At 59.8% G+C, this 18,864-nt stretch carries 17 protein-coding genes and 1 pseudogene; 12 read left to right on the forward strand and 6 right to left on the reverse strand.

The genetic code is table 11. The features are described 5' to 3' along the window. The first annotated feature begins 210 nt into the window (after positions 1-210). The gene (gene lpxO, locus ACMGF7_RS17610; protein ID WP_015378219.1) at positions 211-1,113 is read left to right on the forward strand and encodes a lipid A hydroxylase LpxO; all 903 of its coding nucleotides are present in this window, start codon (positions 211-213) and stop codon (positions 1,111-1,113) included. Between the two features lie 36 nt (positions 1,114-1,149). On the opposite strand, the gene chaA is transcribed toward lpxO, so the two are convergent. Together chaA and ACMGF7_RS17620 are read right to left on the reverse strand one after the other, a co-directional pair. Beyond that, the gene (gene chaA / locus ACMGF7_RS17615; RefSeq protein ID WP_004934723.1) at positions 1,150-2,253 is read right to left on the reverse strand and encodes a sodium-potassium/proton antiporter ChaA; all 1,104 of its coding nucleotides are present in this window, start codon (positions 2,251-2,253) and stop codon (positions 1,150-1,152) included. A gap of 294 nt (positions 2,254-2,547) precedes the next feature. Continuing rightward, complete coding sequence (locus tag ACMGF7_RS17620) at positions 2,548-3,366, reverse strand: siderophore-interacting protein (RefSeq protein ID WP_049240591.1); 819 nt, start codon at positions 3,364-3,366, stop codon at positions 2,548-2,550. A 130-nt stretch (positions 3,367-3,496) separates the two neighbouring features. Here ACMGF7_RS17620 and chaB point away from each other — a divergent pair. The 3 genes and pseudogenes from chaB to cbl all read left to right on the forward strand — a co-directional run bounded on the left by chaB (position 3,497) and on the right by cbl (position 5,925). Continuing rightward, positions 3,497-3,722, forward strand: a pseudogene (gene chaB / locus ACMGF7_RS17625) (putative cation transport regulator ChaB). Positions 3,723-3,973: 251 nt separating this feature from the next. Further along, positions 3,974-4,669 (forward strand): gamma-glutamylcyclotransferase, encoded by a 696-nt coding sequence (locus ACMGF7_RS17630; protein ID WP_021504033.1) that lies wholly within the window; start codon positions 3,974-3,976, stop codon positions 4,667-4,669. Between the two features lie 302 nt (positions 4,670-4,971). Beyond that, on the forward strand, positions 4,972-5,925 hold the full coding sequence (gene cbl / locus ACMGF7_RS17635) for an HTH-type transcriptional regulator Cbl (RefSeq protein ID WP_004934716.1): 954 nt from the start codon (positions 4,972-4,974) through the stop codon (positions 5,923-5,925). 45 nt (positions 5,926-5,970) lie between these two features. Here the strand turns inward: cbl and ACMGF7_RS17640 are convergent, their stop codons facing one another. Beyond that, entirely contained in the window at positions 5,971-6,162 is a 192-nt protein-coding gene (locus ACMGF7_RS17640) for a hypothetical protein (RefSeq protein ID WP_015378216.1), read from the reverse strand. Further along, entirely contained in the window at positions 6,152-6,799 is a 648-nt protein-coding gene (locus ACMGF7_RS17645; protein WP_049240589.1) for a hypothetical protein, read from the reverse strand. Before ACMGF7_RS17645 ends, ACMGF7_RS17640 begins: the two co-directional genes overlap by 11 nt. Positions 6,800-7,078: 279 nt before the next feature. Between ACMGF7_RS17645 and ACMGF7_RS17650 the strand changes: the two genes are divergently transcribed. From ACMGF7_RS17650 to ACMGF7_RS17680, 7 genes are all read left to right on the forward strand, one after another. Beyond that, positions 7,079-8,647 (forward strand): ABC transporter substrate-binding protein, encoded by a 1,569-nt coding sequence (locus ACMGF7_RS17650; RefSeq protein WP_164094846.1) that lies wholly within the window; start codon positions 7,079-7,081, stop codon positions 8,645-8,647. Beyond that, positions 8,647-9,702: an ABC transporter permease gene (locus ACMGF7_RS17655; RefSeq protein WP_049240585.1), complete on the forward strand. Its 1,056-nt coding sequence runs from the start codon at positions 8,647-8,649 to the stop codon at positions 9,700-9,702. The genes ACMGF7_RS17650 and ACMGF7_RS17655 overlap by 1 nt, the downstream gene beginning before the upstream one ends. After that, positions 9,699-10,568 (forward strand): ABC transporter permease, encoded by an 870-nt coding sequence (locus tag ACMGF7_RS17660; protein ID WP_033632776.1) that lies wholly within the window; start codon positions 9,699-9,701, stop codon positions 10,566-10,568. Before ACMGF7_RS17655 ends, ACMGF7_RS17660 begins: the two co-directional genes overlap by 4 nt. Beyond that, positions 10,558-11,400: an ABC transporter ATP-binding protein gene (locus tag ACMGF7_RS17665; protein ID WP_004934707.1), complete on the forward strand. Its 843-nt coding sequence runs from the start codon at positions 10,558-10,560 to the stop codon at positions 11,398-11,400. Before ACMGF7_RS17660 ends, ACMGF7_RS17665 begins: the two co-directional genes overlap by 11 nt. Continuing rightward, on the forward strand, positions 11,397-12,068 hold the full coding sequence (locus tag ACMGF7_RS17670) for an ABC transporter ATP-binding protein (RefSeq protein WP_004934700.1): 672 nt from the start codon (positions 11,397-11,399) through the stop codon (positions 12,066-12,068). Before ACMGF7_RS17665 ends, ACMGF7_RS17670 begins: the two co-directional genes overlap by 4 nt. Before the next feature lie 132 nt (positions 12,069-12,200). Continuing rightward, positions 12,201-13,775: an ABC transporter substrate-binding protein gene (locus ACMGF7_RS17675; protein WP_004934699.1), complete on the forward strand. Its 1,575-nt coding sequence runs from the start codon at positions 12,201-12,203 to the stop codon at positions 13,773-13,775. 220 nt (positions 13,776-13,995) lie between these two features. Beyond that, a complete protein-coding gene (locus tag ACMGF7_RS17680) occupies positions 13,996-15,606 on the forward strand; it encodes a hypothetical protein (protein WP_164094848.1) in 1,611 nt (536 codons plus the stop codon). On the opposite strand, the gene ACMGF7_RS17685 is transcribed toward ACMGF7_RS17680, so the two are convergent. Then, positions 15,603-16,271 (reverse strand): A24 family peptidase, encoded by a 669-nt coding sequence (locus ACMGF7_RS17685; RefSeq protein ID WP_325994458.1) that lies wholly within the window; start codon positions 16,269-16,271, stop codon positions 15,603-15,605. The genes ACMGF7_RS17680 and ACMGF7_RS17685 overlap by 4 nt on opposite strands. A gap of 429 nt (positions 16,272-16,700) precedes the next feature. Between ACMGF7_RS17685 and ACMGF7_RS17690 the strand changes: the two genes are divergently transcribed. Then, positions 16,701-18,212 carry a YchO/YchP family invasin gene (locus ACMGF7_RS17690; RefSeq protein WP_420286556.1) on the forward strand — a complete coding sequence of 504 codons (1,512 nt, stop codon included), beginning with the start codon at positions 16,701-16,703 and terminating at the stop codon, positions 18,210-18,212. Here the strand turns inward: ACMGF7_RS17690 and narL are convergent. Further along, on the reverse strand, positions 18,209-18,859 hold the full coding sequence (narL, locus tag ACMGF7_RS17695) for a two-component system response regulator NarL (protein WP_004934684.1): 651 nt from the start codon (positions 18,857-18,859) through the stop codon (positions 18,209-18,211). The genes ACMGF7_RS17690 and narL overlap by 4 nt on opposite strands. Between the last annotated feature and the right edge of the window lie 5 nt (positions 18,860-18,864).

Consider the following 18,864-nt stretch of genomic DNA (forward strand, 5'->3'; position numbering starts at 1 on the left):
TCGGCGGCCTTTTTTATCGCCGCCTATTTACCATTGCGTTTAACCTTTGTGTAAATTATTGTGGTTTTTTGTATAGATTTTCCTTGAATTAGCGTCAATGATTAATGAGTTCCAGATTGGCGCGCAATTTGCGTGCGGCGCCAAAAGGACACTATCTGGGGTGTGCGCCGCGCGGCGCATAACGTGTGGGTTCTTTGATGCGATTCAAACATGAAATACATCATTCTGCTTTTGCTTATTTTATGCGTCGTCTATGTGCATTACCGCGGGCGGGTGCGCTACAACGTGTGGCGGCAGCTGTCTGACCATTCCACCTTTACCGCACCGTTGAACGTCTTCATGTATCTGTTTTCCCGTGTGCCGACCACGCCGTACCTGAAGCCGGAGCAGTTCCCAGAGTTGGCGGTACTGCGGGAGAACTGGGAAACCATCCGCGACGAAGGACAGAAGCTGATGGAGATCCAGCAGATCAAAGCGTCCGATCAATTCAACGACGCCGGTTTCAACTCGTTCTTCAAGACCGGTTGGAAACGCTTTTATCTGAAATGGTATGAGGACAGCCATCCCTCCGCCATGACCCTGTGCCCGCAGACCACGGAACTGCTGCGCAGCCTGCCTTCGGTCAAGGCGGCGATGTTCGCCGAACTGCCGGACGGCAGCCGGTTGCCGCGCCACCGTGACCCTTACGCCGGTTCGCTGCGTTATCACCTGGGGCTGATTACCCCCAATGATGACCGCTGCTTCATTGAGGTGGACGGTGAGCGCTACAGCTGGCGTGACGGTGAAGGGGTGATGTTCGATGAAACCTATCTGCACTATGCGGAAAACCAGAGCGGGCAGAATCGCCTGATCCTGTTCTGCGATATCGAACGGCCGATGCGCTACCGCTGGGCACAGGCGGTGAATCACTGGCTGGGGCGCAACCTGATGAGCGCCGCCACCGCGCCGAATGAAGAGGGCGATCGCACCGGCGGCGTCAACAAGATGTTCAAATACATCTATGCGATACGCCGGGTGGGGAAACGGCTGAAGGCCTGGAACCGCACCGGCTATTACATCATCAAGTGGATTTTGTTCGGGGGGATCGCCGCGGCGATATTCTTCTCGGTATAACGCAGGCAGGGGCGCACAGAGTGCGCCCCTTTTTGATCAGGCGAAGATAGTCATCATGTAGGCGGCGAACAGCGCCAGGTGGGCGGTGCCGTTCAGCACGTTGGTGCGGCCGGTCGAGAACGACAGCTGGCACAGCAGCAACACCGTCAACATCACCACGATATGCGGCGTTTGCAGGCCGAAGATCAGCGTCTGCCCGGTCAGGGTAGCGATGATGGTCACCGCCGGCACCGTCAGGGAGATGGTCGCCAGCACCGAACCGAAGAACAGGTTCATGGCGCGTTGCACCTGATTGTTCAACACGGCGCGCAGCGCGCCCAGGCCTTCAGGCGACAGGATAAGCAGCGCCACCAGGAAACCGGTGAACTGCGCCGGTGCATTCATCTTGGTCAGCAGGCCTTCGAGCGGATTGGCGTTGAACTTGGTGACGGCGATAACCGCGATCAGGTGCACGATGAGCCAGGCGGCGTGCCAGGCGCTGCTGTGCGAAGAGGGCTTGCCGTGGTGCGGATCGCCATCGTCGTCTTCATGCTCGTACACGAACAGGCTCTGGTGGGTTTTGGTCTGGATCACCAGGAATACGCCATACATGGCGGCGGAAATCAGCGCCACCAGCAGCGCTTGCCCGGTGCTGAAGTTGCCGCCCGGCAGCGCACTCGGGAACACCAGCACGATCACCGCCAGCGGGAAAATCGCCATCAGGTACTGTTTGATGCCACCGAGGTTGACGTACTGGGTGGCGAACTTGCGCCCGCCGAGCAGCAGCGCGAAGCCGACCAGGCCGGCGGAAACGATCATGATGATGGAGTACAGCGTGTCGCGCATCAGCGCCGGCGCGGCGTCGCCGGTGGCCATCAGCGCCGAGATCAGGCTGACTTCGAGGATCACCACCGACAGGCTGAGGATCAGCGAGCCATAGGGCTCGCCCAGTCGGTGGGCGAGCACGTCGGCGTGGCGCACCACGCTGAAGGCGCTGCTGAGGATCCCCACCAGCGCGAGAATATTGATGCCGACGATCAGCGGAAAGTTAGCGGTGCTGCCCCATAAATTCAACACCACCAGTGCGGCGATGGGGAAGATCAGCGAGTATTCGGTGTGGCGAGATTTGGTGGATCGGCCAGGATCGTGTTGCGACTTCATGAGGGTGGCACTCCTTCTCAAACAGCGTAGCCCGTCAGCGCCGGTCGCCGTGATGCGGCAACTCTGCGTTTCCAGTAGGTATTTTATATTAGGATACACCCGCGGCGCCGGTGTGATGTTGTTTTTATCTGAGAAAGCAATTGCTTGCTTTATGTGATCAGAGTAACAAAAAAACCGCACGGGGTGCGGTTTTATTTACTTACTTTTACGCAATAACGTCAATTTACAACGTTAGATTTGAGAAAAGTCGTGTTTACTTATTTAGTTCGTGGTTATTCAAGGAAAATATGACCGCTAGTCGTCAATATTGTCCATGATTTCATGCCGTTTATTGTGGTATCCCTCTTCATTTAGCCCTTCACGCCAGTAAGGCACGGCATAAAGACGATTACGATCGCATTGACGTTCGCGGCGCAGGTAACGGCGCAGCTCCACCACCAGGCGATCTTCACCGGCGAGCCAGAAGTGCGCTTCCCCCTGCGGCAGGGACTGCGCGCGGAACCGAGCGATCAATTCGTCGGTTTTCTCCGTGCCGCCGACGATCCAATTCACCTCAACGCCGGCAGGTTTTTCCAGGTCAATCACGTCGGCAGTGCTGTCGACGCGGATGAAAGCGCGCCCGGCGCCGTGCGGCGGCAGGTTTTCCAGCAGCGCGGCCAACGCAGGCAGCGAGGAAGGATCGCCTGCCAGGCAGTAGAAGTCGGCGGCCGGCAGCATCGGTTTGGGGCCGCCTGGATTGCTGATGCCGATTTTATCGCCGATTTTCGCCTGGCGCGCAAAGTCGACCGCCGGTCCCTGGTGATCGTGAATGGCGAATTCGATGTCCACTTCCGCCTGTTCCGGGCGCACGGCGCGAATGGAATAGGTGCGCACGATCGGGCGCACGGCATCCGCAGCCCAGCGCGGGCCGTTTTCAGTCAGCGTCGGCAGATCCGGCTGCGTTTGGCCGGCGAGCGGCAAAAAGACCTTGATGTGCGCGGCGGCGGCGTTGGCCGGGTAGTAGCGCAGATCGGGCGCGGTAAAGGTGATGCGGCGCAGGTGCGGCGTAATGTCCTGTACGGCGCTGACGGCGATCAGGTAGGGGGCGCGTGAGCGAGGGGCTTCGGTAGTCACGAGGATCTCCTTATAGTTCGTTTGGCGGTGAGTATACCATGCCGTTTGATAATGAGAATTGTTTGCTCATTGAGGCGCAACCGCGTGTGAGCTAGGCTTAAGGTTCACGCAATACGCACGGGAGGACGTGATGCCATACCAAGACGCGAGCGACTTGCCGGACAATGTAAAGCATGTGCTACCGGAACATGCGCAGGCGATCTATAAAGAAGCGTTCAACAGCGCCTGGCAACAATACCGGGATCCCGACGATCGGCGCGGTGACGACAGCCGGGAGGAGACGGCATAAGGTGGCCTGGGCGGCGGTCAAGCAAAGCTATCGCAAGGGCGACGACGAACGCTGGCATAAAAAGTAACGCCTTTATGCCCCGGTAAAAACGCGCAGACGTTATGCTGACCTCGGCAATTAATATTATTGCTGCTCAGTACAAATACTTTTCCACGTTAACGCCGCTTTGCAACTTGATTGCGTGGCGGGAAAAGAATATGGTCATTATTAATCGGCGCGGTTATTGAATTAATAAAATTCCGCACCAAAAAATAAAATTGCAAAGGTTCAGTAGTGGCGAGGGAGGACGAGAAATCGTATTCCCGGGAGGTTGTAACAGTGTTAACGCGAGATTTTCTGCAAAAAGCGGATTGCAAAACCGCCTTTGGCGCTATTGAGGAGTCGCTGCTGCTGACGCCTGAACAGCGCGCAGCCTCGTTGGAATGCACGTTATCGCGCCGGCCGGATCACAGCCCGGTATGGGTATTCGGTTACGGTTCGCTGATGTGGAATCCGGTTTTCGAATCTGAAGAAGTGCGGCCCGCCATGCTGCAGGGCTGGCATCGGGCGTTCTGCATGCGTTTGACCGCCGGGCGCGGCACGCTGCATCAGCCGGGGCGCATGCTGGCGCTGAAAGAGGGCGGTCAGACCACCGGATTGGCGTTTCGTCTGCCGGAAGGTAAGCTGCGTGAAGAGCTGGAGCTGCTTTGGAAGCGCGAAATGGTGACCGACTGCTACGTGCCGACCTGGTGTGAACTGCAGTTGGATGGCGGAGAGACCGTCACGGCGCTGGTGTTCGTGATGAACGCGCAGCACCCGTTGTTTGAAGCAGACACCAGCCACCAGGTGATCGCGCCATTGATCGCCAGCGCCAGCGGCCCGCTGGGTACCAACGCGCAATACCTGTTTGCGCTGGATAACGAGCTGAAACACCATGGCATGCAGGATGATTGCATCGGCGATCTGGTGCGCTATGTACAGCAGTGGTTGCAACAGAACCGCCCTGGCGCTTTCGGGGCCGAGGCTACCGCCTGAGGCGTTAGCAGGGCAGCAGACACTGAAGGGCTCAGCATGCTGAGCCTTTTTTCATATATCTAATACCTCTATTTAATAACTTTATTCTGCATGATGACTTAAGGCTCTTTATTTGTGTGGTTATTTATCTCATTATTTTTAAAGCCATTCATCATTTTCCCCCGTCCTCACCCCCCGAGAGCCACGATAAATAATTCACTTAGTATTAAATTGCATAAGTAAAGGTTATTTCTTATTTGTTCAGCCCCGCAGGACTCCGTATCAATATGGCAGACGCTACTGCAAGTAACAGGGAGACGGGGATGAACTTTCAACAATTAAAAATTATTCGCGAATCGGCGCGCTGCAACTACAACCTGACCGAGGTCGCCAATACCTTATTTACTTCGCAGTCCGGCGTTAGCCGGCATATTCGCGAGCTGGAAGAAGAGCTGGGCATCGAAATATTCATTCGCCGCGGCAAGCGGCTGTTGGGCATGACCGAACCCGGCAAAGAGCTGCTGGTGGTGGCGGAGCGCATTCTTAACGACGCGAACAACATCCGTCGCCTGGCGGATGTCTTCAGCAGCAACGATTCGGGGCAGCTGCATATCGCGACGACGCATACCCAGGCGCGCTATAGCCTGCCGGGGGTGATCAAAGAGTTTCGCGCGCTTTATCCACGGGTGCGGGTGGTGCTCAATCAGGGCAGCCCGGAGGAGATCGTTTCGATGCTGGCCGCCGGTGAAGCCGATATCGGCATTGCCAGCGAACGGCTGATGAGCGACGAGTCGCTGGCGGCGTTCCCCTACTACCGGTGGCATCACACCATTCTGGTGCCGGAAGGGCACGAGTTGACGCGGCAGCCGCAGGTGACGCTGGAGATGCTCAGCACCTTGCCGTTGATCACTTACCGCCAGGGCATTACCGGCCGCGCGAAGCTGGATGCGGCGTTCAAATCAGCGGGCCTGACGCCGGACATCGCGCTCAGCGCGCAAGATTCCGACGTGATTAAAACCTATGTCGAGCTGGGGTTGGGCGTGGGCGTGCTGGCGGACATGTCGTATGAAAAAGAGCGCGATCGCGGGTTGGTCAGCCTCAACGCCGAGCATTTGTTTGAACCCAATACGGTCTGGCTGGGCCTGAAACGCAGCCAGCTGCAGCGCAACTATGCCTGGCGCTTTATTCAGCTGTGCAACCCGACGTTGTCGCTGACCGAAATCAAAGACAAGGTGTTCTCGTCGCAGCTGGATGCGGTGATTGACTACCAGATTTAACAACACGGGATTGCCCTGCAGGATCGCTCGCGGGCTAATGCATGGTCAGTCATCGGTACGTTCGATAAGGTGACGCTTGCTTTTTCTGAACGGGCCGATGGCTTCCCATTCCGGGAGTTCTTCGGCTGGACGTGGGTTAGCCATCTCCCAGCGATGGTATTGACGTAAAATCTCGATGGCGATGCGTTTTTGCTCTTGAATGGAGAGCGTGGGGTCGGTCAGATCCTTATTTTCCATTTTGGCTTCCTTGCTGCTCGTTATTTATACGCACCTTATCACATCTGGCACCGTATTTTTCCAGCGATTGTATGTACTTTTTCAGTGCGTTGAAGCTGGTTTTACATGTCATGGTGCCGGGTATTACTTCAAAGGCGGCCTGACGTGTATACAGTGCTAACACGCGATGATTAATGGCGTGGCTGATAAGTATGTCCGGCGGATACGCCGGCGTCAGCCCCTGCTCTTGCAGGTTCAGCCCATACAGATATAGCGCCTGCAAGCAGTTGCGCAGCATATTGCCTTTCAGGGGATGTTGCGTTTCGCGCAGGGAGAAATTCTCCAGCGCGACAAGTTCGATAACGTTCTCCGCCTGGAGATAACGGCACAGGCAAAAGCCGGCGCGGCTCAGCGGGCTGGCTATTTGCCGGTAGACAAAAGCGAAACTCATCGGCATTTGGACATGATATTTAAACAGAGAGCGCCAATTTAACGTATGGCCGTTTTTTCTGCCTTTTTGCCAGCGCCGGTCTTGTACCGTCAGACGAGTCATAAACAGATTCGACTCAAGCAGCACGCTGTTCATGTCTGCCAGCGTTTGCTCTATCGCTCTCTCATGCAGGAGTGAGCAGCCATTTTCTGATGGATGGTTTGCCATTTGCCCGTCATTTGGGTGACTGAGCTCACGTTAGTCACCCGATGAAACAGACTCAAACCCCGACTTTCATCGCTGCGAATCGTGCTGCAAAGACAGTAGGCAATTGCCGCGACGTGTCGCGAGAGTGCGACCTGCCGCGCAATCCTTGCCCTAATAATCAAAATCCCATCTATATACATAAAAAGAATATCTATAGTGATTTAAGTACCTTCAGCTGCCGATCGTGCTCGCATACACTCGCAAAATTATTATAAATTCCATCCGCTTGGAGAGTTTCAGATGAAAGCGCTCGTTCCTTCTTTGCTGTTTTTGGCCGTGGCGGCCAGCGTTAACGTACAGGCGGCGACGCCGGCCAACACGCTGGTGATCGCGCAATCTATCGATGACGTGGTCAGCTTTGACCCGGCCCAGGGATTTGAGTTAACCACGGTGCAGTCGTTCAACAGCCTGTATCAACGTCTGATCCAGTCAGATCCGCACAATCCCATCGATCTTAAACCAACCCTGGCCAGCAGCTGGCAGGCCGGCGCCGACGACCGCAGCCTGACTTTCAGCCTGCGCCCGGACGCCAGGTTCGCCAGCGGCAATCCGCTGCGGCCGGAAGACGTGATCTTCTCGCTTTCACGGGTGGTTAAACTCAATCTCGAACCGTCGTTTATCCTGACGCAGCTGGGCTGGAACGCGAAGAACGTGGAGCAACACCTGAGCAAGGTGGACGAGCACACGGTAAAAATCAGCTGGAGTGAGAACGTCAGCCCGGCCTTCGTGCTCAGCCTGCTGTCGGCGCCGGTATCCTCGATCGTCGACGCCAAAGAGGCGCTGGCGCACCAGCAGGGCGACGATCTGGGGCATCAATGGTTGAACAGCCACTCCGCCGGCAGTGGCCCTTACAAAATCCGCACCTATGTGCCGCACGAAGTGGTGGTGCTGGACGCCAACCCGGGCTCGCCGGAAGGGGCGCCGACGCTGAAAACCATCCTGATCAAAAACGTGCCCGATCCGGCGGCGCGCCGTTTGCTGATCGAGCAGGGCGATGCCGATATCGCACGCAACCTGGGGGCAGACCAGATGGCGGCTCTGAAGGGCAAGCCGGGCGTCAAACCGCTGGCTATTCCTTATGCTTCGCTTTATTTCCTGCAGTTCAACGCCAAGGCGTCGCCGGCGCTCGGCAATCCGGCGTTCTGGGAGGCGGCGCGCTGGCTGTTCGATTATCAAGGCATCGCCGACGATCTGCTGAAAGGGCAGTTCCAGAGCCATCAGGCATTCCTGCCGGACGGTTATCTGGGCGCGCTCAAAGATAGGCCGTACAGCTTCAATCCGCAGAAAGCCAAAGAAATACTGGCCAAGGCGGGGCTGAGCAACGTCAGTTTCCGTCTGGACGTCAACAACCAGCCGCCGTACCTGGACATCGCTCAGGCGTTGCAGGCCAGTTTTGCTCAGGGCGGCGTGAAGGTCGAACTGGTGCCGGGCATCAGTTCGCAGGTCTCCACCAAGGTGAAAGCGCTTAACTACGATGCGACGCTGACCTCCTGGGGGCCGGATTACTTCGACCCTAACACCAACGCCGCCGCCTTCGCCTACAACCCGGAAGACGGCAGCAAGACGCTGGCCTGGCGCGCCAACTGGCAGATCCCGGTGCTGAGCAAGCTGACGCTGGCCGCCACTGCGGAAAACGACACCGCCAAACGGGTGGCAGACTACCAGCAACTGCAAAAACAGGTGCAGCAAAGCTCGCCGTTTGTCATCGGCCTGCAGGCACGCAGCCTGATTGCGGTGCGTGACAACCTCAAGGGCTATGTGCAGGGCATCAACCCTGACATGGTGTTCTACAGCAAGGTCAGCAAGTAATGGCCGCTGACCTGTCCGCCGGCGCCGGGGCGGCCCGGCGGTATTGGCGCTGGGGCGGGCGGCTGCTCGGCGGCGCGCTGTCTCTGGCGCTGACGTTGCTCGGCCTGCTGCTGTTCACCTTCATGCTGTCGCACCTGGCGCCGATCGATCCGGCGCTGCAGGTGGCGGGCGATCACGCCAGCGAAGCCACCTATACGCAGGTGCGGCACGAGCTGGGGTTGGATCAGCCGCTGCCGGTGCAATTTTGGCGTTACCTGGTGCACCTGGCGCACGGTGATTTGGGCATTTCGCGTATTACCGCGCAGCCGGTGTTGAGCGATCTGTTGCGTACCTTCCCGGCGACGGTGGAGCTGGCCACCTGCGCCATTATCCTCGGCGCCCTCGGCGGCATTACGCTGGCGTTTCTGGCGGTGCTCAAACCGGGCAGCTGGCTGGATAACGCGGCGCGTCTGCTGTCGCTGATCGGTTATTCGGTGCCGATTTTCTGGCTGAGCCTGCTTGGGCTGTTGCTGTTCTACGCCACGCTGCATTGGTCGGCGGGGCCGGGGCGGCTGGACGACATTTACTTGTACAGCATGGAGCCGCGCAGCGGTTTCGTGTTGATCGACAGCTGGCTGTCCGGCGATCGTGAAATGTTCTACAACGCCATCGGCCACCTGTGGCTGCCGGTGGTGGCGTTGGCGCTGCTGTCGATGGCGGGCATTACCCGGCTGCTGCGGGCGGCGATGCTGGAAGAGTGCAACAAGGAATACGTGACGCTGGCGCGTTCCAAGGGCGCCGGCCGCCTGCGCATTCTGCTGCGCCATGTGTTTCCCAATGTGCTTGGCACGCTGATCACCGTACTGTCTCTCTCCTACGCCAGCCTGCTGGAGGGCGCGGTATTGACCGAAACGGTGTTCGCCTGGCCCGGCGTCGGGCGTTACCTGACCTCGGCGCTGTTTGCTGCCGACACGCCGGCGATCCTCGGTGCCACGCTGCTGATCGGCACCTGTTTCGTGCTGTTGAATGCGCTGGCCGACGCCTTGACCTATTTAGTGGATCCGCGAACTCGATGAGCCAATATCTCTCTGAACACGAACCGCAAAGCGAGCCAGCCGTCGGTGACCGCCGCGGTCGGCGTCTGACTACGCTGACGCTGGGCGCGGCGCTGGTGGCGATCCTGATTGTCACCGCGCTGCTGGCTCCGTGGCTGGCGCCTTTCGACCCCAATCTGCAGCATATCGAATTGCGGTTACTGCCGCCTTCGGCTGCACATTGGCTGGGCACCGACGGCTTTGGCCGCGATTTGCTCTCCCGCGTGATTTACGGCGCGCGGCCGACGCTGATCCTGGTGTCGCTGATTCTGGTGTTGACCATTCCCATCGGCCTGCTGGTCGGCATTTGCGCCGGTTACCTCGGCGGCTGGGTTGAGCGCATTTTGATGCGTCTGACCGACATTTTCCTGTCGCTGCCGAGTCTGGTGATCGCGCTGGCGTTCGTGGCGGTCATGGGACCGGGGCTGATGAACGGCGCGCTGGCGCTGGCATTGACCAGCTGGCCGGCCTTTGCCCGCCAGGCGCGGGCCGAAACCCTGGCGCTGCGCCGCAGTGACTACCTGGCGGCGGCGCGCATGCAGGGTATCAACGGGTTGCGGCTGATGGTCGGCCACATTTTGCCTTTATGCCTGCCGAGCGCGGTGGTGCGTGCGGCGCTGAGCCTGGGCGGCATCATCCTGTCCGCCGCCGGTCTGGGGTTCCTCGGCATGGGCGTCGCGCCGCCGACCGCCGAATGGGGTTCGATGGTGGCCGAAGGCAGTAAAGTGATTTTCGACCAATGGTGGGTCGCCGCCGCACCAGGCGGGGCGATCCTGTTCGCCAGCCTGGCGTTTAACCTGCTGGGCGATGGCCTGCGCGACAAAATGGATCCTCGTCATGGGCACTGATAACACTTTATTGACCGTCGAACGGCTGGCGATCGGCGTGCCGGGGCCGCAGCCGGCGGCGCTGGTGAAGAATATCTCGTTCAGCATGGGGCGGGAGCGGCTGGCGCTGGTCGGCGAGTCCGGTTCCGGCAAGTCGTTGACCGCGCGTGCGCTGATGGGGCTATTGCCGCCGCCGTTGCAGCTGCAGGCGCAGCGCCTGACGCTGGGCGATGAAGACTTGACGCGCCTGAGCGAACGCCAGTGGAGCCGTCTGCGCGGCGACCGGGTGGCGATGGTGATGCAAGATCCCAAACATGCGCTGAATCCCAATCAGCCGATCGGCCGTCAGGTGGAGGAGCCGCTGGTGCTGCATGCCAAGTTGAGCCGCGCCGAGCGGCGTGAAAAGGTATTGGAGATGCTGGCGGCGGTGGGGTTGCCCGATCCGGCGGCGCTGTGGGGCCGTTATCCGCATCAGCTCTCCGGCGGCATGGGGCAGCGGGTGATGCTGGCCATTGCGTTGATCAACGATCCGCAGCTGTTGATTGCCGATGAACCGACTTCGGCGCTGGATCACCAGATGCGCGATCAGGTGCTGCAACTGATAGACAATCTGGTGGCGCAACGCAACATGGGGCTGATCCTGATCAGCCACGATTTACAGCAGGTGGCGCACCACTGCGAGCGGGTGCTGGTGATGTACAAAGGCGAGCTGTTGGATCAACTGCCGGCAGCAGAGCTGGCGCAGGCCACGCATCCTTACACTCGCACGCTGTGGGCGTGCCGGCCGAGCCGCGAGACGCGCGGCAAACCGCTGCCGGTGCTGGACCGCGCGCTGTTGGAGACGTTGAAATGAGCGTAATCGCACTGGAGAACCTGAGCGTCAGTCACCGCCAGGGCTACGAGCTGCGCACCGTGGTGCATGAGGTTAACCTGCACATCGAACCGGGTGAGTGTTTCGGGCTGGTGGGGCCTTCCGGCTGCGGCAAGTCCTCGTTGCTGTGGGTGCTGGCCGGGCTGAATGGCAGCTGGCAGGGCGGTTTTGAGCTGCTGGGGCGGCGGCTGCAACCGGGGCAGGCATTTACCGGCGAGCTGCGGCGTGAGGTACAGATGGTGTTTCAGGATCCCTATGCTTCGCTACACCCCAAGCACCGGCTGTTGCGTACGCTGTCGGAGCCGCTCAAGCTGCTGCAGGAAAGCGATATCGAACGCAAGATCAGCGCGGGCTTTCGCCAGGTGGGGTTGGATCCGCGCCTGCTGGATCGCTACCCGCATCAGCTGTCGGGCGGCCAGCGGCAGCGCGTGGCGATCGTGCGCGCATTGTTGCTGCGGCCTAAGTTGTTGCTGCTGGATGAACCGACTTCGGCGTTGGACATGTCGGTGCAGGCGGAGATCCTCAATCTGCTCAACGAGCTGAAGCAGGCGGGCGAGCTGACCATGGTGCTGGTCAGCCACGATGCGGACGTGATTGACCATATGTGCGATCGTTCGGTGGCAATGGCGCACGGCCGCATCAGCATTTAAACCTGTGCCCGCCAACGCGGCGGGCATATCCATCTTGGTAATAAATAAAGCAATTTATCGTCGTTCTTCTGTTAATTCTTACCCCCTACACTCGAAAAACAGCGCAACCGCGTGATTGTGGAGAGTGTATCGATGAAACGGTTAATTCCAACCTTATTGTATGGCGCGCTGGCGGCCGCTTTCGGTGCGCAGGCTGCCACCCCGCAGGATACCTTGGTAGTGGTCAGTTCGTTGGAGGGCATTATCAGCCTCGATCCGGCGGAGAGCTTTGAAACCGTCAGTTCGGCCAATCTGGTCAATCTCTATCAGCGCCTGGTGGCGCCGGATCGCGCCGCGCCGCAAAAGCTGGCGCCGGACGCCGCAGGCAGTTGGCAAGCGGGCGCCGATGGCCGCAGCCTGACCTTTACCCTGAAACCGCAGCAGCGTTTCGCTTCCGGCAACCCGCTGCGGCCAGAAGATGTGATTTTTTCGCTGGTTCGCGCGGTGAAGCTGAACAAGGCGCCGTCGTTTATTCTCGGCGAGTTTGGCTGGACGCCGGATAACGTTGAGCAACAGCTGAAGAAGGTGGGAGATAACCAGGTGCAACTCAGTTGGCCCGCCAACATCGGCAGCGAGTTGGCGCTGCGGCTGCTGACGGCGAATGTGGCTTCGATCGTGGATGAAAAGCTGTTGAACGAGCACGCGCAGCAGGGGGACTACGGTAACGGCTGGCTGCGCAGCCATTCCGCCGGCGGCGGCCCGTATCGGGTGAACAACTATGTGCCGCATGAAGCGCTGCTGTTTGGCCGTAATGACTACGCTCCGTCGCCGGCAAGGTTGAAAACGGTGTTGTTCAAGAACGTCAGCGACGCCGGTACCCGCCGTTTGCTGTTGCTGAAAGGGGATGCCGACGTGGCCTACGATCTGGGGGCCGACCAGTTCGACTCACTGCGTAACGCGTCTGGCGTGCGCATTGAGCAGGCCGATGCGCCCCGGATCTATTACCTCGGTTTCAACACCGGCAGCAAAGACAATCCGGCGCTGGGCAATCCGGCGTTATGGCAGGCGGCGCGCTGGCTGGTCGATTATCAGAGCATCGCCGAGCAACTGCTGAAAGGGCAATATCGCGTGCATCAGGCCTTCTTGCCGCAGGGATTGGACGGGGCACTCGACGATCGGCCGTTTAAGCTCGACGTGGACAAAGCCAAACAGATCCTGCGCGATGCCGGCATCGCCGAAGGCACGCGCATCGATCTTATCGTCATCAACCAACCGCCGTATACCGACATCGCGCAGGCGCTGCAGGCCAGTTTTGCGCAGGCCGGGCTGCGGTTGGATATCCATCCGGTGGTAGAAAGCGATCTGTGGGGCAAGATGCGCGGCCGCGATTTTCAGGCGATCTTCACCTACTGGGGCGCCGACTACCTGGATCCGAACACCAACGCCAGCGCCTTTGCCTATAACGTGCCCGGTGGGCCGAAAACCCTGGCCTGGCGCACCCAGTGGAACATTCCCGCCATCAGCGCGGAAACGCGCGCCGCGGCTGCGGAAGGGAACAGCGCCGCGCGCAGCGCACGTTACGTCACGTTGCAACGGGAACTGCAGGCCAGCTCGCCGTATGTGGTGGCGCTGCAGGGGCAAACGCTGGTGGCATTGCGGGACAACGTCGAAGGTGCCCGGTTGGATATCGCCAACAGCATGCTGTATCTGGATCGGGTCAGCAAGTAGCGGGCCTGTCCGAGCTTTCTGTCGCACCAAAGGCCAACGGCGAGTGAAATCGCTGGCTATTGCTACCTCGGATCGCGAGATGTTGTGTCAGGGTGAAATAAAATGAAATTTCATAACGCGCTCATATGACGGTGATAGATTGGCACTGAAAGGCGGCGTTGTTTACGCCTTTCACCGCGGCCGTCCGCAATGATGCGGACACATCACGTCAGGAGATATTATGGACAATAACGAAAACGCTTCAGGAGCGCGCGCAGCAACCTTGATCGCCACCGGTGAGGTTGTTACGCCGGAACAGTTTTATCAAGACAGCGACGGAAGCAACTGGGGGCCGGCGATCAACAAAGCGGCGGCGGCGGCGCTGCAAGCCGGCGGTACGCTGTCCCTTGGGCAGCGGGTGTATACGGTCGCCGGACACGTACTCATTCAGACGACAACGGACATCTACGGCGGCATCGGTTTGCGGGTGGTCGGATTGGGACGGGCGACCAAAATTGTCAAGACGGCGGACAGCAGTTACACCAACGAACAGGGCGAAACGAAGAAAGCGGTGATCGTGGTGAAAGGCTTCGCCAATCTGACGCTGCACGGCTTGACGTTGCGGGATGATACCGGCGTAGACGACACTCACGGCGTGTGGTTCAGCGATCGCAATATGACGAAGTTTGATATTCGCGACATCTACACCAAGGTCGGCGGTTATTCGCTGTTTGTCTCGGGCGACATGTTCATTAACTGGCTGGTGAACGTGCAGATGGAGGCAAACGCCAATCGCCCGGGCGATGGGGTGCTGTGGATGGACAAGTCCGGCACCACCAATTTTATAGACGGCCTCTACGCCGCTCGCGCCAAGGGGACTGCGTTCAGAATTTCAGGGTTTTACTCTACTATCGGCTCGTTGGCTGCGGATGACTGCATCGGCGATATCTACTCGTTCAAAGATTTTAACGGCACGATCAATTCGTTGGGCTGCGAGAACCGCAACACGCAGCGCGCCGCCAATGTCAGCGTGTTGTCCACCAACTTTGCCCAGGGCACGATAGGCAATATCAATATCCAGGACGCGCAGAATGTGGAGAGCGGGAGCGTGTTGTGCCGATTCATCAACGAATCTCGTTGGGACATCAGTCAGTTGACTCTTTACAGCGGTTCGAAGACGCCGTTCCCGGCGGCGATCGCCGCCTGCAGCAACAATACCGAGGTAACCTTCAGTAACGTATACAACGGCGGCGTTCCGGTGGCCGGCAAAAGCACCGTCGACGTTACGTCGTTTTTAAACGGGGTCGAAGCGATGTACAGTCTGGGCGAGCGGGGAATTGCCCCTTCCGCCACCAGCAACCATTTGCCGCGCAATATCTCGAAACAGCAATCGTGGACTTTTTTAGGCACCCTGACCGCGCCGGATCGGCAACCTACAACGCGCATTACTCTTCAACAGGGCGTAAGCACCAAGGTGCTGGCGTGCGATTTATATATCACGTTCGATCTGTCTTCGCAGGCGACCGCCTTTGTCGTCAATAAAGGCAGCTATAGCGCGAAAGGCGCCTTTATGTTGCGGCGCACCGGGCCGTTAAGCTGCGAAATATATTACCGCGTCGAGAAAGATTTCGGCTTTGGCAGTTATCAGGTGCAGACTACGCGCGGCAGTTACTGGCGGCCGGACGGCGTTTCATTGAGCACGCCACCCGCCGATGCGTTGGAAATCCGCAGCGATGAGGTGTTATCCACCACCAGGCTCGCAGTGATCCAGCCACTGGCCAATCCGACAACGGCCAGCACTGCGGAAGTGGCCGGATTGCTCAATCGGCTGATCGAGACACTGAAGAACTAACCGAATAACGCCGGCGCGTTCTGGCCGGCGTCCATCAAGAGCAACAGCCAGCCGGCGGCCGCCAAGGCGATGCCGAAAGGTTGCCGCGTTCGCCAGGCGCGGCGGTCGCGACGGCCGCGCGTCAATGCCATGCCTAATCCGAACATGGCCGCCAGACAGACCAGCAGCGGCAGCATCGTCCAACCGAGCCAGGCGCCCAGCGCCGCCAGCAGTTTGAAATCACCCTGGCCGATGCCGTTACGCCGCCGCACCTGCCGATAAAGCGCGTTGAGCAGCCACAACCCCCCGTAGCCGGCGGCGGCGCCGATAACCGCGTCGCCCAGCGTCGCCCAGCGAGCGTCAAGATTGCACAGCATCCCGCCCCACAGCAGCGGCTGGGTTAACCGGTCCGGCAGCCACCGGTGGCGCCAGTCTAGCCAGGCCAGGGCGATCAGCAGCGCCGCGACCGGCGGTAACCACAGCCGGTGTGCTGCCGGCAGGTCGAAGGGCAGCGCCGTCAACGCCAAACCGAAGGCCGTCAGCAGCAGGCTACGGCGGCGCAATTGCGGTGGGTTGGCGCGCCCGGCCGCCGTTCGCTCCAACCGGGTGATGAGCGCGAAGGCGACCACACCTGCCGACAGCAGCGCGGTGAAAAACAGCGCGGGCCACAGTAAGGAAAGAAACATCGGGGCTCCATAAGTCGTGAAATGGATGTTTAAAATAACGGCAAAATGCGTATTTCATCGGGGTGAAATGCGGTGGGCTGTGAGGAATGCGCAGTTGTACGCATCGCCACTTCACGTATTGCAGAGTGAGGCAATGTCATGCGCGGAGGCGCGCAACAGCGGGGTGTTGCGCTTTTTATCGGCAAAATCGGTGCTGAAATGGTGTGAATTCACCTGGCGGCCGGAATGGATCGGTAAAGGGCGTAAGTGACGGCGTCACTGGAGAGTGATTGGGGTTTATCCTATTGTTTCTGTTCGTCAAGCCGTTAGGCTTTAAGGGAGAGGCGCCCCGGCCTGGACGGGGCGTAGGGTTTCCAGATCTGCCGCGGGAAAGGCGACAGCAAAGCAGTGGGTTGGCCTGCTCCAGGAGGGAGGGGGGCCAACGGTGCCATGAAAGACGAAATTCAGGCGGGACTCATCAAAACCAAAAAACGACGCTGGCACAGCCGCCAGGCGGTGTGGCTGGCCGGGGCGCTGGTGTGGCTGGCCGGCGCGGCGCCCGCCTGCGCCGAATCCCCGCCGGCGCCGGAGAGCGTTGTCTCTTCCGCACCGGCCGCCGCAGATCCGGCCGCGAATTTGCCCGAACTGGGCGGCGCGCCCGATGACGCCGCGCGCGAGAAGCAGTGGGCCGAGATGGCCAAGCAGTTCGGCGAAAAAGATCTGAATAACGTTTCCCGTCAGCAGATGCGCAGCCGCGCCGAGGATTATCTGCTGGGCCAGGCGACCGGCGCGCTGCAACAGCAGGCGCAGGAACTGTTGTCGCCGCTGGGCACCGCACGATTATCGCTGAAGATGACCGGTGAGGGGGACTTTACCGGCAGCAACGGGCAGTTATTCAGCCCGCTGTACGACGTCGACGGATTGCTGACCTACAGCCAGATCGGCTGGCTACAGCAAAGCGCCGGGGCGCTCGGTAATTTCGCGCTGGGGCAGCGCTGGATCGCCGGTGACTGGCTGCTGGGGTACAACACGGCGCTCGACAGCGATTTCGCCCGGCAGCGCAATCGCGGCAGCGTCGGCGCGGAGGCCTGGGGAGACTACCTGCGTTTCTCCACCAACTATTACTACCCGCTGTCGGCGCTGGCGCAAAAGTCTGGCGATGGCGTGTTTTTCAGCCGTCCGGCGCGCGGTTACGACATCACGACGCAAGGCTATCTGCCGTTTTATCGCCAGATCGGCGGTTCGCTCAGCTATGAGCAGTATCTCGGCGATAATGTCGATCTGTTCGGCAGCGGCAAAAAACAAAACGATCCGCGCGCGATGCAGCTGGGGCTCAATTACACCCCGGTGCCGCTGGTGACGATGAAGGCGCTGCATAAGATTGGCGCGGGCGGGCAGAGCCAGGATCAGATCGAGCTGGCGCTGAGCTATCGGCTCGGGGTGCCGTTGGTGAAGCAGATTTCGCCGGAGTATGTGGCTCAGGCCAAGTCGCTGCGCGGCAGCCGCTACGATCCTATCGAACGCAAGAACGTGCCGGTGCTGGAGTTCCGCCAGCGCAAGACGCTGCAGGTATTCCTGGCCACGCCGCCGTGGAGCCTGCAGGCGGGGGAAACCGTGCCGCTGGTGCTGGAAATCAAGGCGCTCAACGGCATCGCTCACGTCAGTTGGCAGGGGGATACCCAGGCGCTGAGCCTGACGCCGCCGCACAACGCCAACGATCCGCAGGGCTGGACGGCGATCGTGCCGCCGTGGGACGATGCGCCGGGCGCCGCCAACAGCTACCGGCTATCGGTCACGCTGGAGGACGATAAACAGCAGCGCGTGACGTCCAACTGGATAGAGCTGAAAGTGGCGCCGCCGCTGACGGCGACCGCCGGTGATGACGCGGGCCTGCCGCCGATCAAAACCCTGACGCCGCCGCCGATCCCGGCGCAAACCGGGCCGCTGTACGGCGGCGACTAACCGTTTTTGCCCTGCAGCACCCACACGGCGGCCTCGACGCGGGATTTTAGCTTCATCTTTTTCAGCAGGTGTTTGACGTGTACCTTGACGGTGCTTTCGGTGATGGTCAGGCGGCGGGCGATCAGCTTGTTCGGCAGCCCCTGGGCGATCAGCTTCAGAATATCCCGTTCGCGCGGCGTCAATTGCTGAATATCGCGATCGGCGCTGGGGCGGTTTTCCCGCAGGCTGGCGGCGAGGATCGGCGTCAGCGTTTCGCTGAGCACCATCTGCCCGGCCGCCGCCTGATGCAGCGCCTTCAGCAGATCCTCCGGCTCCATGTCTTTCAACAAATAACCGTCGGCGCCGCGTTTGAGCGCGCTGACGACGTCGTCTTCATGGTTGGACACGCTGAACACCACAACGCGCCCCGACAGGTCTGTCTGGCGCAGGCGATCCAGCGTTTCCAGCCCGTTGATGCCGGGCATGTTGAGGTCGAGCAGGATCAGATCCGGATCGTGCTGCTCCGCCAGCGCGACCCCTTGCTCACCGTTGCTGGCTTCGGCGATGACCTGCAGGCGAGCGTCCATGCCAATCAGCTGTTTTACGCCGTTGCGCAGCATCGGGTGGTCGTCGATCAGTAAGATGGTGGCGGCGGTTTCTGTCGTCATGGTGT

Origin of the sequence: Serratia sp. BNK-17 (assembly GCF_048684935.1) — a bacterium.
Lineage (GTDB): Bacteria > Pseudomonadota > Gammaproteobacteria > Enterobacterales > Enterobacteriaceae > Serratia > Serratia nematodiphila.

What these genes read in the sequence shown, in the direction of transcription:
- ACMGF7_RS17665 (WP_004934707.1), top strand. Translation starts at nt 10,558, where the DNA reads ATGGGCACTGATAACACTTTATTGACCGTCGAACGGCTGGCGATCGGC.
- ACMGF7_RS17680 (WP_164094848.1), top strand. Translation starts at nt 13,996, where the DNA reads ATGGACAATAACGAAAACGCTTCAGGAGCGCGCGCAGCAACCTTGATC.
- ACMGF7_RS17660 (WP_033632776.1), top strand. Translation starts at nt 9,699, where the DNA reads ATGAGCCAATATCTCTCTGAACACGAACCGCAAAGCGAGCCAGCCGTC.
- ACMGF7_RS17690 (WP_420286556.1), top strand. Translation starts at nt 16,701, where the DNA reads ATGAAAGACGAAATTCAGGCGGGACTCATCAAAACCAAAAAACGACGC.
- ACMGF7_RS17675 (WP_004934699.1), top strand. Translation starts at nt 12,201, where the DNA reads ATGAAACGGTTAATTCCAACCTTATTGTATGGCGCGCTGGCGGCCGCT.
- ACMGF7_RS17650 (WP_164094846.1), top strand. Translation starts at nt 7,079, where the DNA reads ATGAAAGCGCTCGTTCCTTCTTTGCTGTTTTTGGCCGTGGCGGCCAGC.
- ACMGF7_RS17645 (WP_049240589.1), bottom strand. Translation starts at nt 6,799, where the DNA reads ATGGCAAACCATCCATCAGAAAATGGCTGCTCACTCCTGCATGAGAGA.
- narL (WP_004934684.1), bottom strand. Translation starts at nt 18,859, where the DNA reads ATGACGACAGAAACCGCCGCCACCATCTTACTGATCGACGACCACCCG.
- ACMGF7_RS17670 (WP_004934700.1), top strand. Translation starts at nt 11,397, where the DNA reads ATGAGCGTAATCGCACTGGAGAACCTGAGCGTCAGTCACCGCCAGGGC.
- ACMGF7_RS17655 (WP_049240585.1), top strand. Translation starts at nt 8,647, where the DNA reads ATGGCCGCTGACCTGTCCGCCGGCGCCGGGGCGGCCCGGCGGTATTGG.
- lpxO (WP_015378219.1), top strand. Translation starts at nt 211, where the DNA reads ATGAAATACATCATTCTGCTTTTGCTTATTTTATGCGTCGTCTATGTG.
- cbl (WP_004934716.1), top strand. Translation starts at nt 4,972, where the DNA reads ATGAACTTTCAACAATTAAAAATTATTCGCGAATCGGCGCGCTGCAAC.
- chaA (WP_004934723.1), bottom strand. Translation starts at nt 2,253, where the DNA reads ATGAAGTCGCAACACGATCCTGGCCGATCCACCAAATCTCGCCACACC.
- ACMGF7_RS17640 (WP_015378216.1), bottom strand. Translation starts at nt 6,162, where the DNA reads ATGGAAAATAAGGATCTGACCGACCCCACGCTCTCCATTCAAGAGCAA.
- ACMGF7_RS17685 (WP_325994458.1), bottom strand. Translation starts at nt 16,271, where the DNA reads ATGTTTCTTTCCTTACTGTGGCCCGCGCTGTTTTTCACCGCGCTGCTG.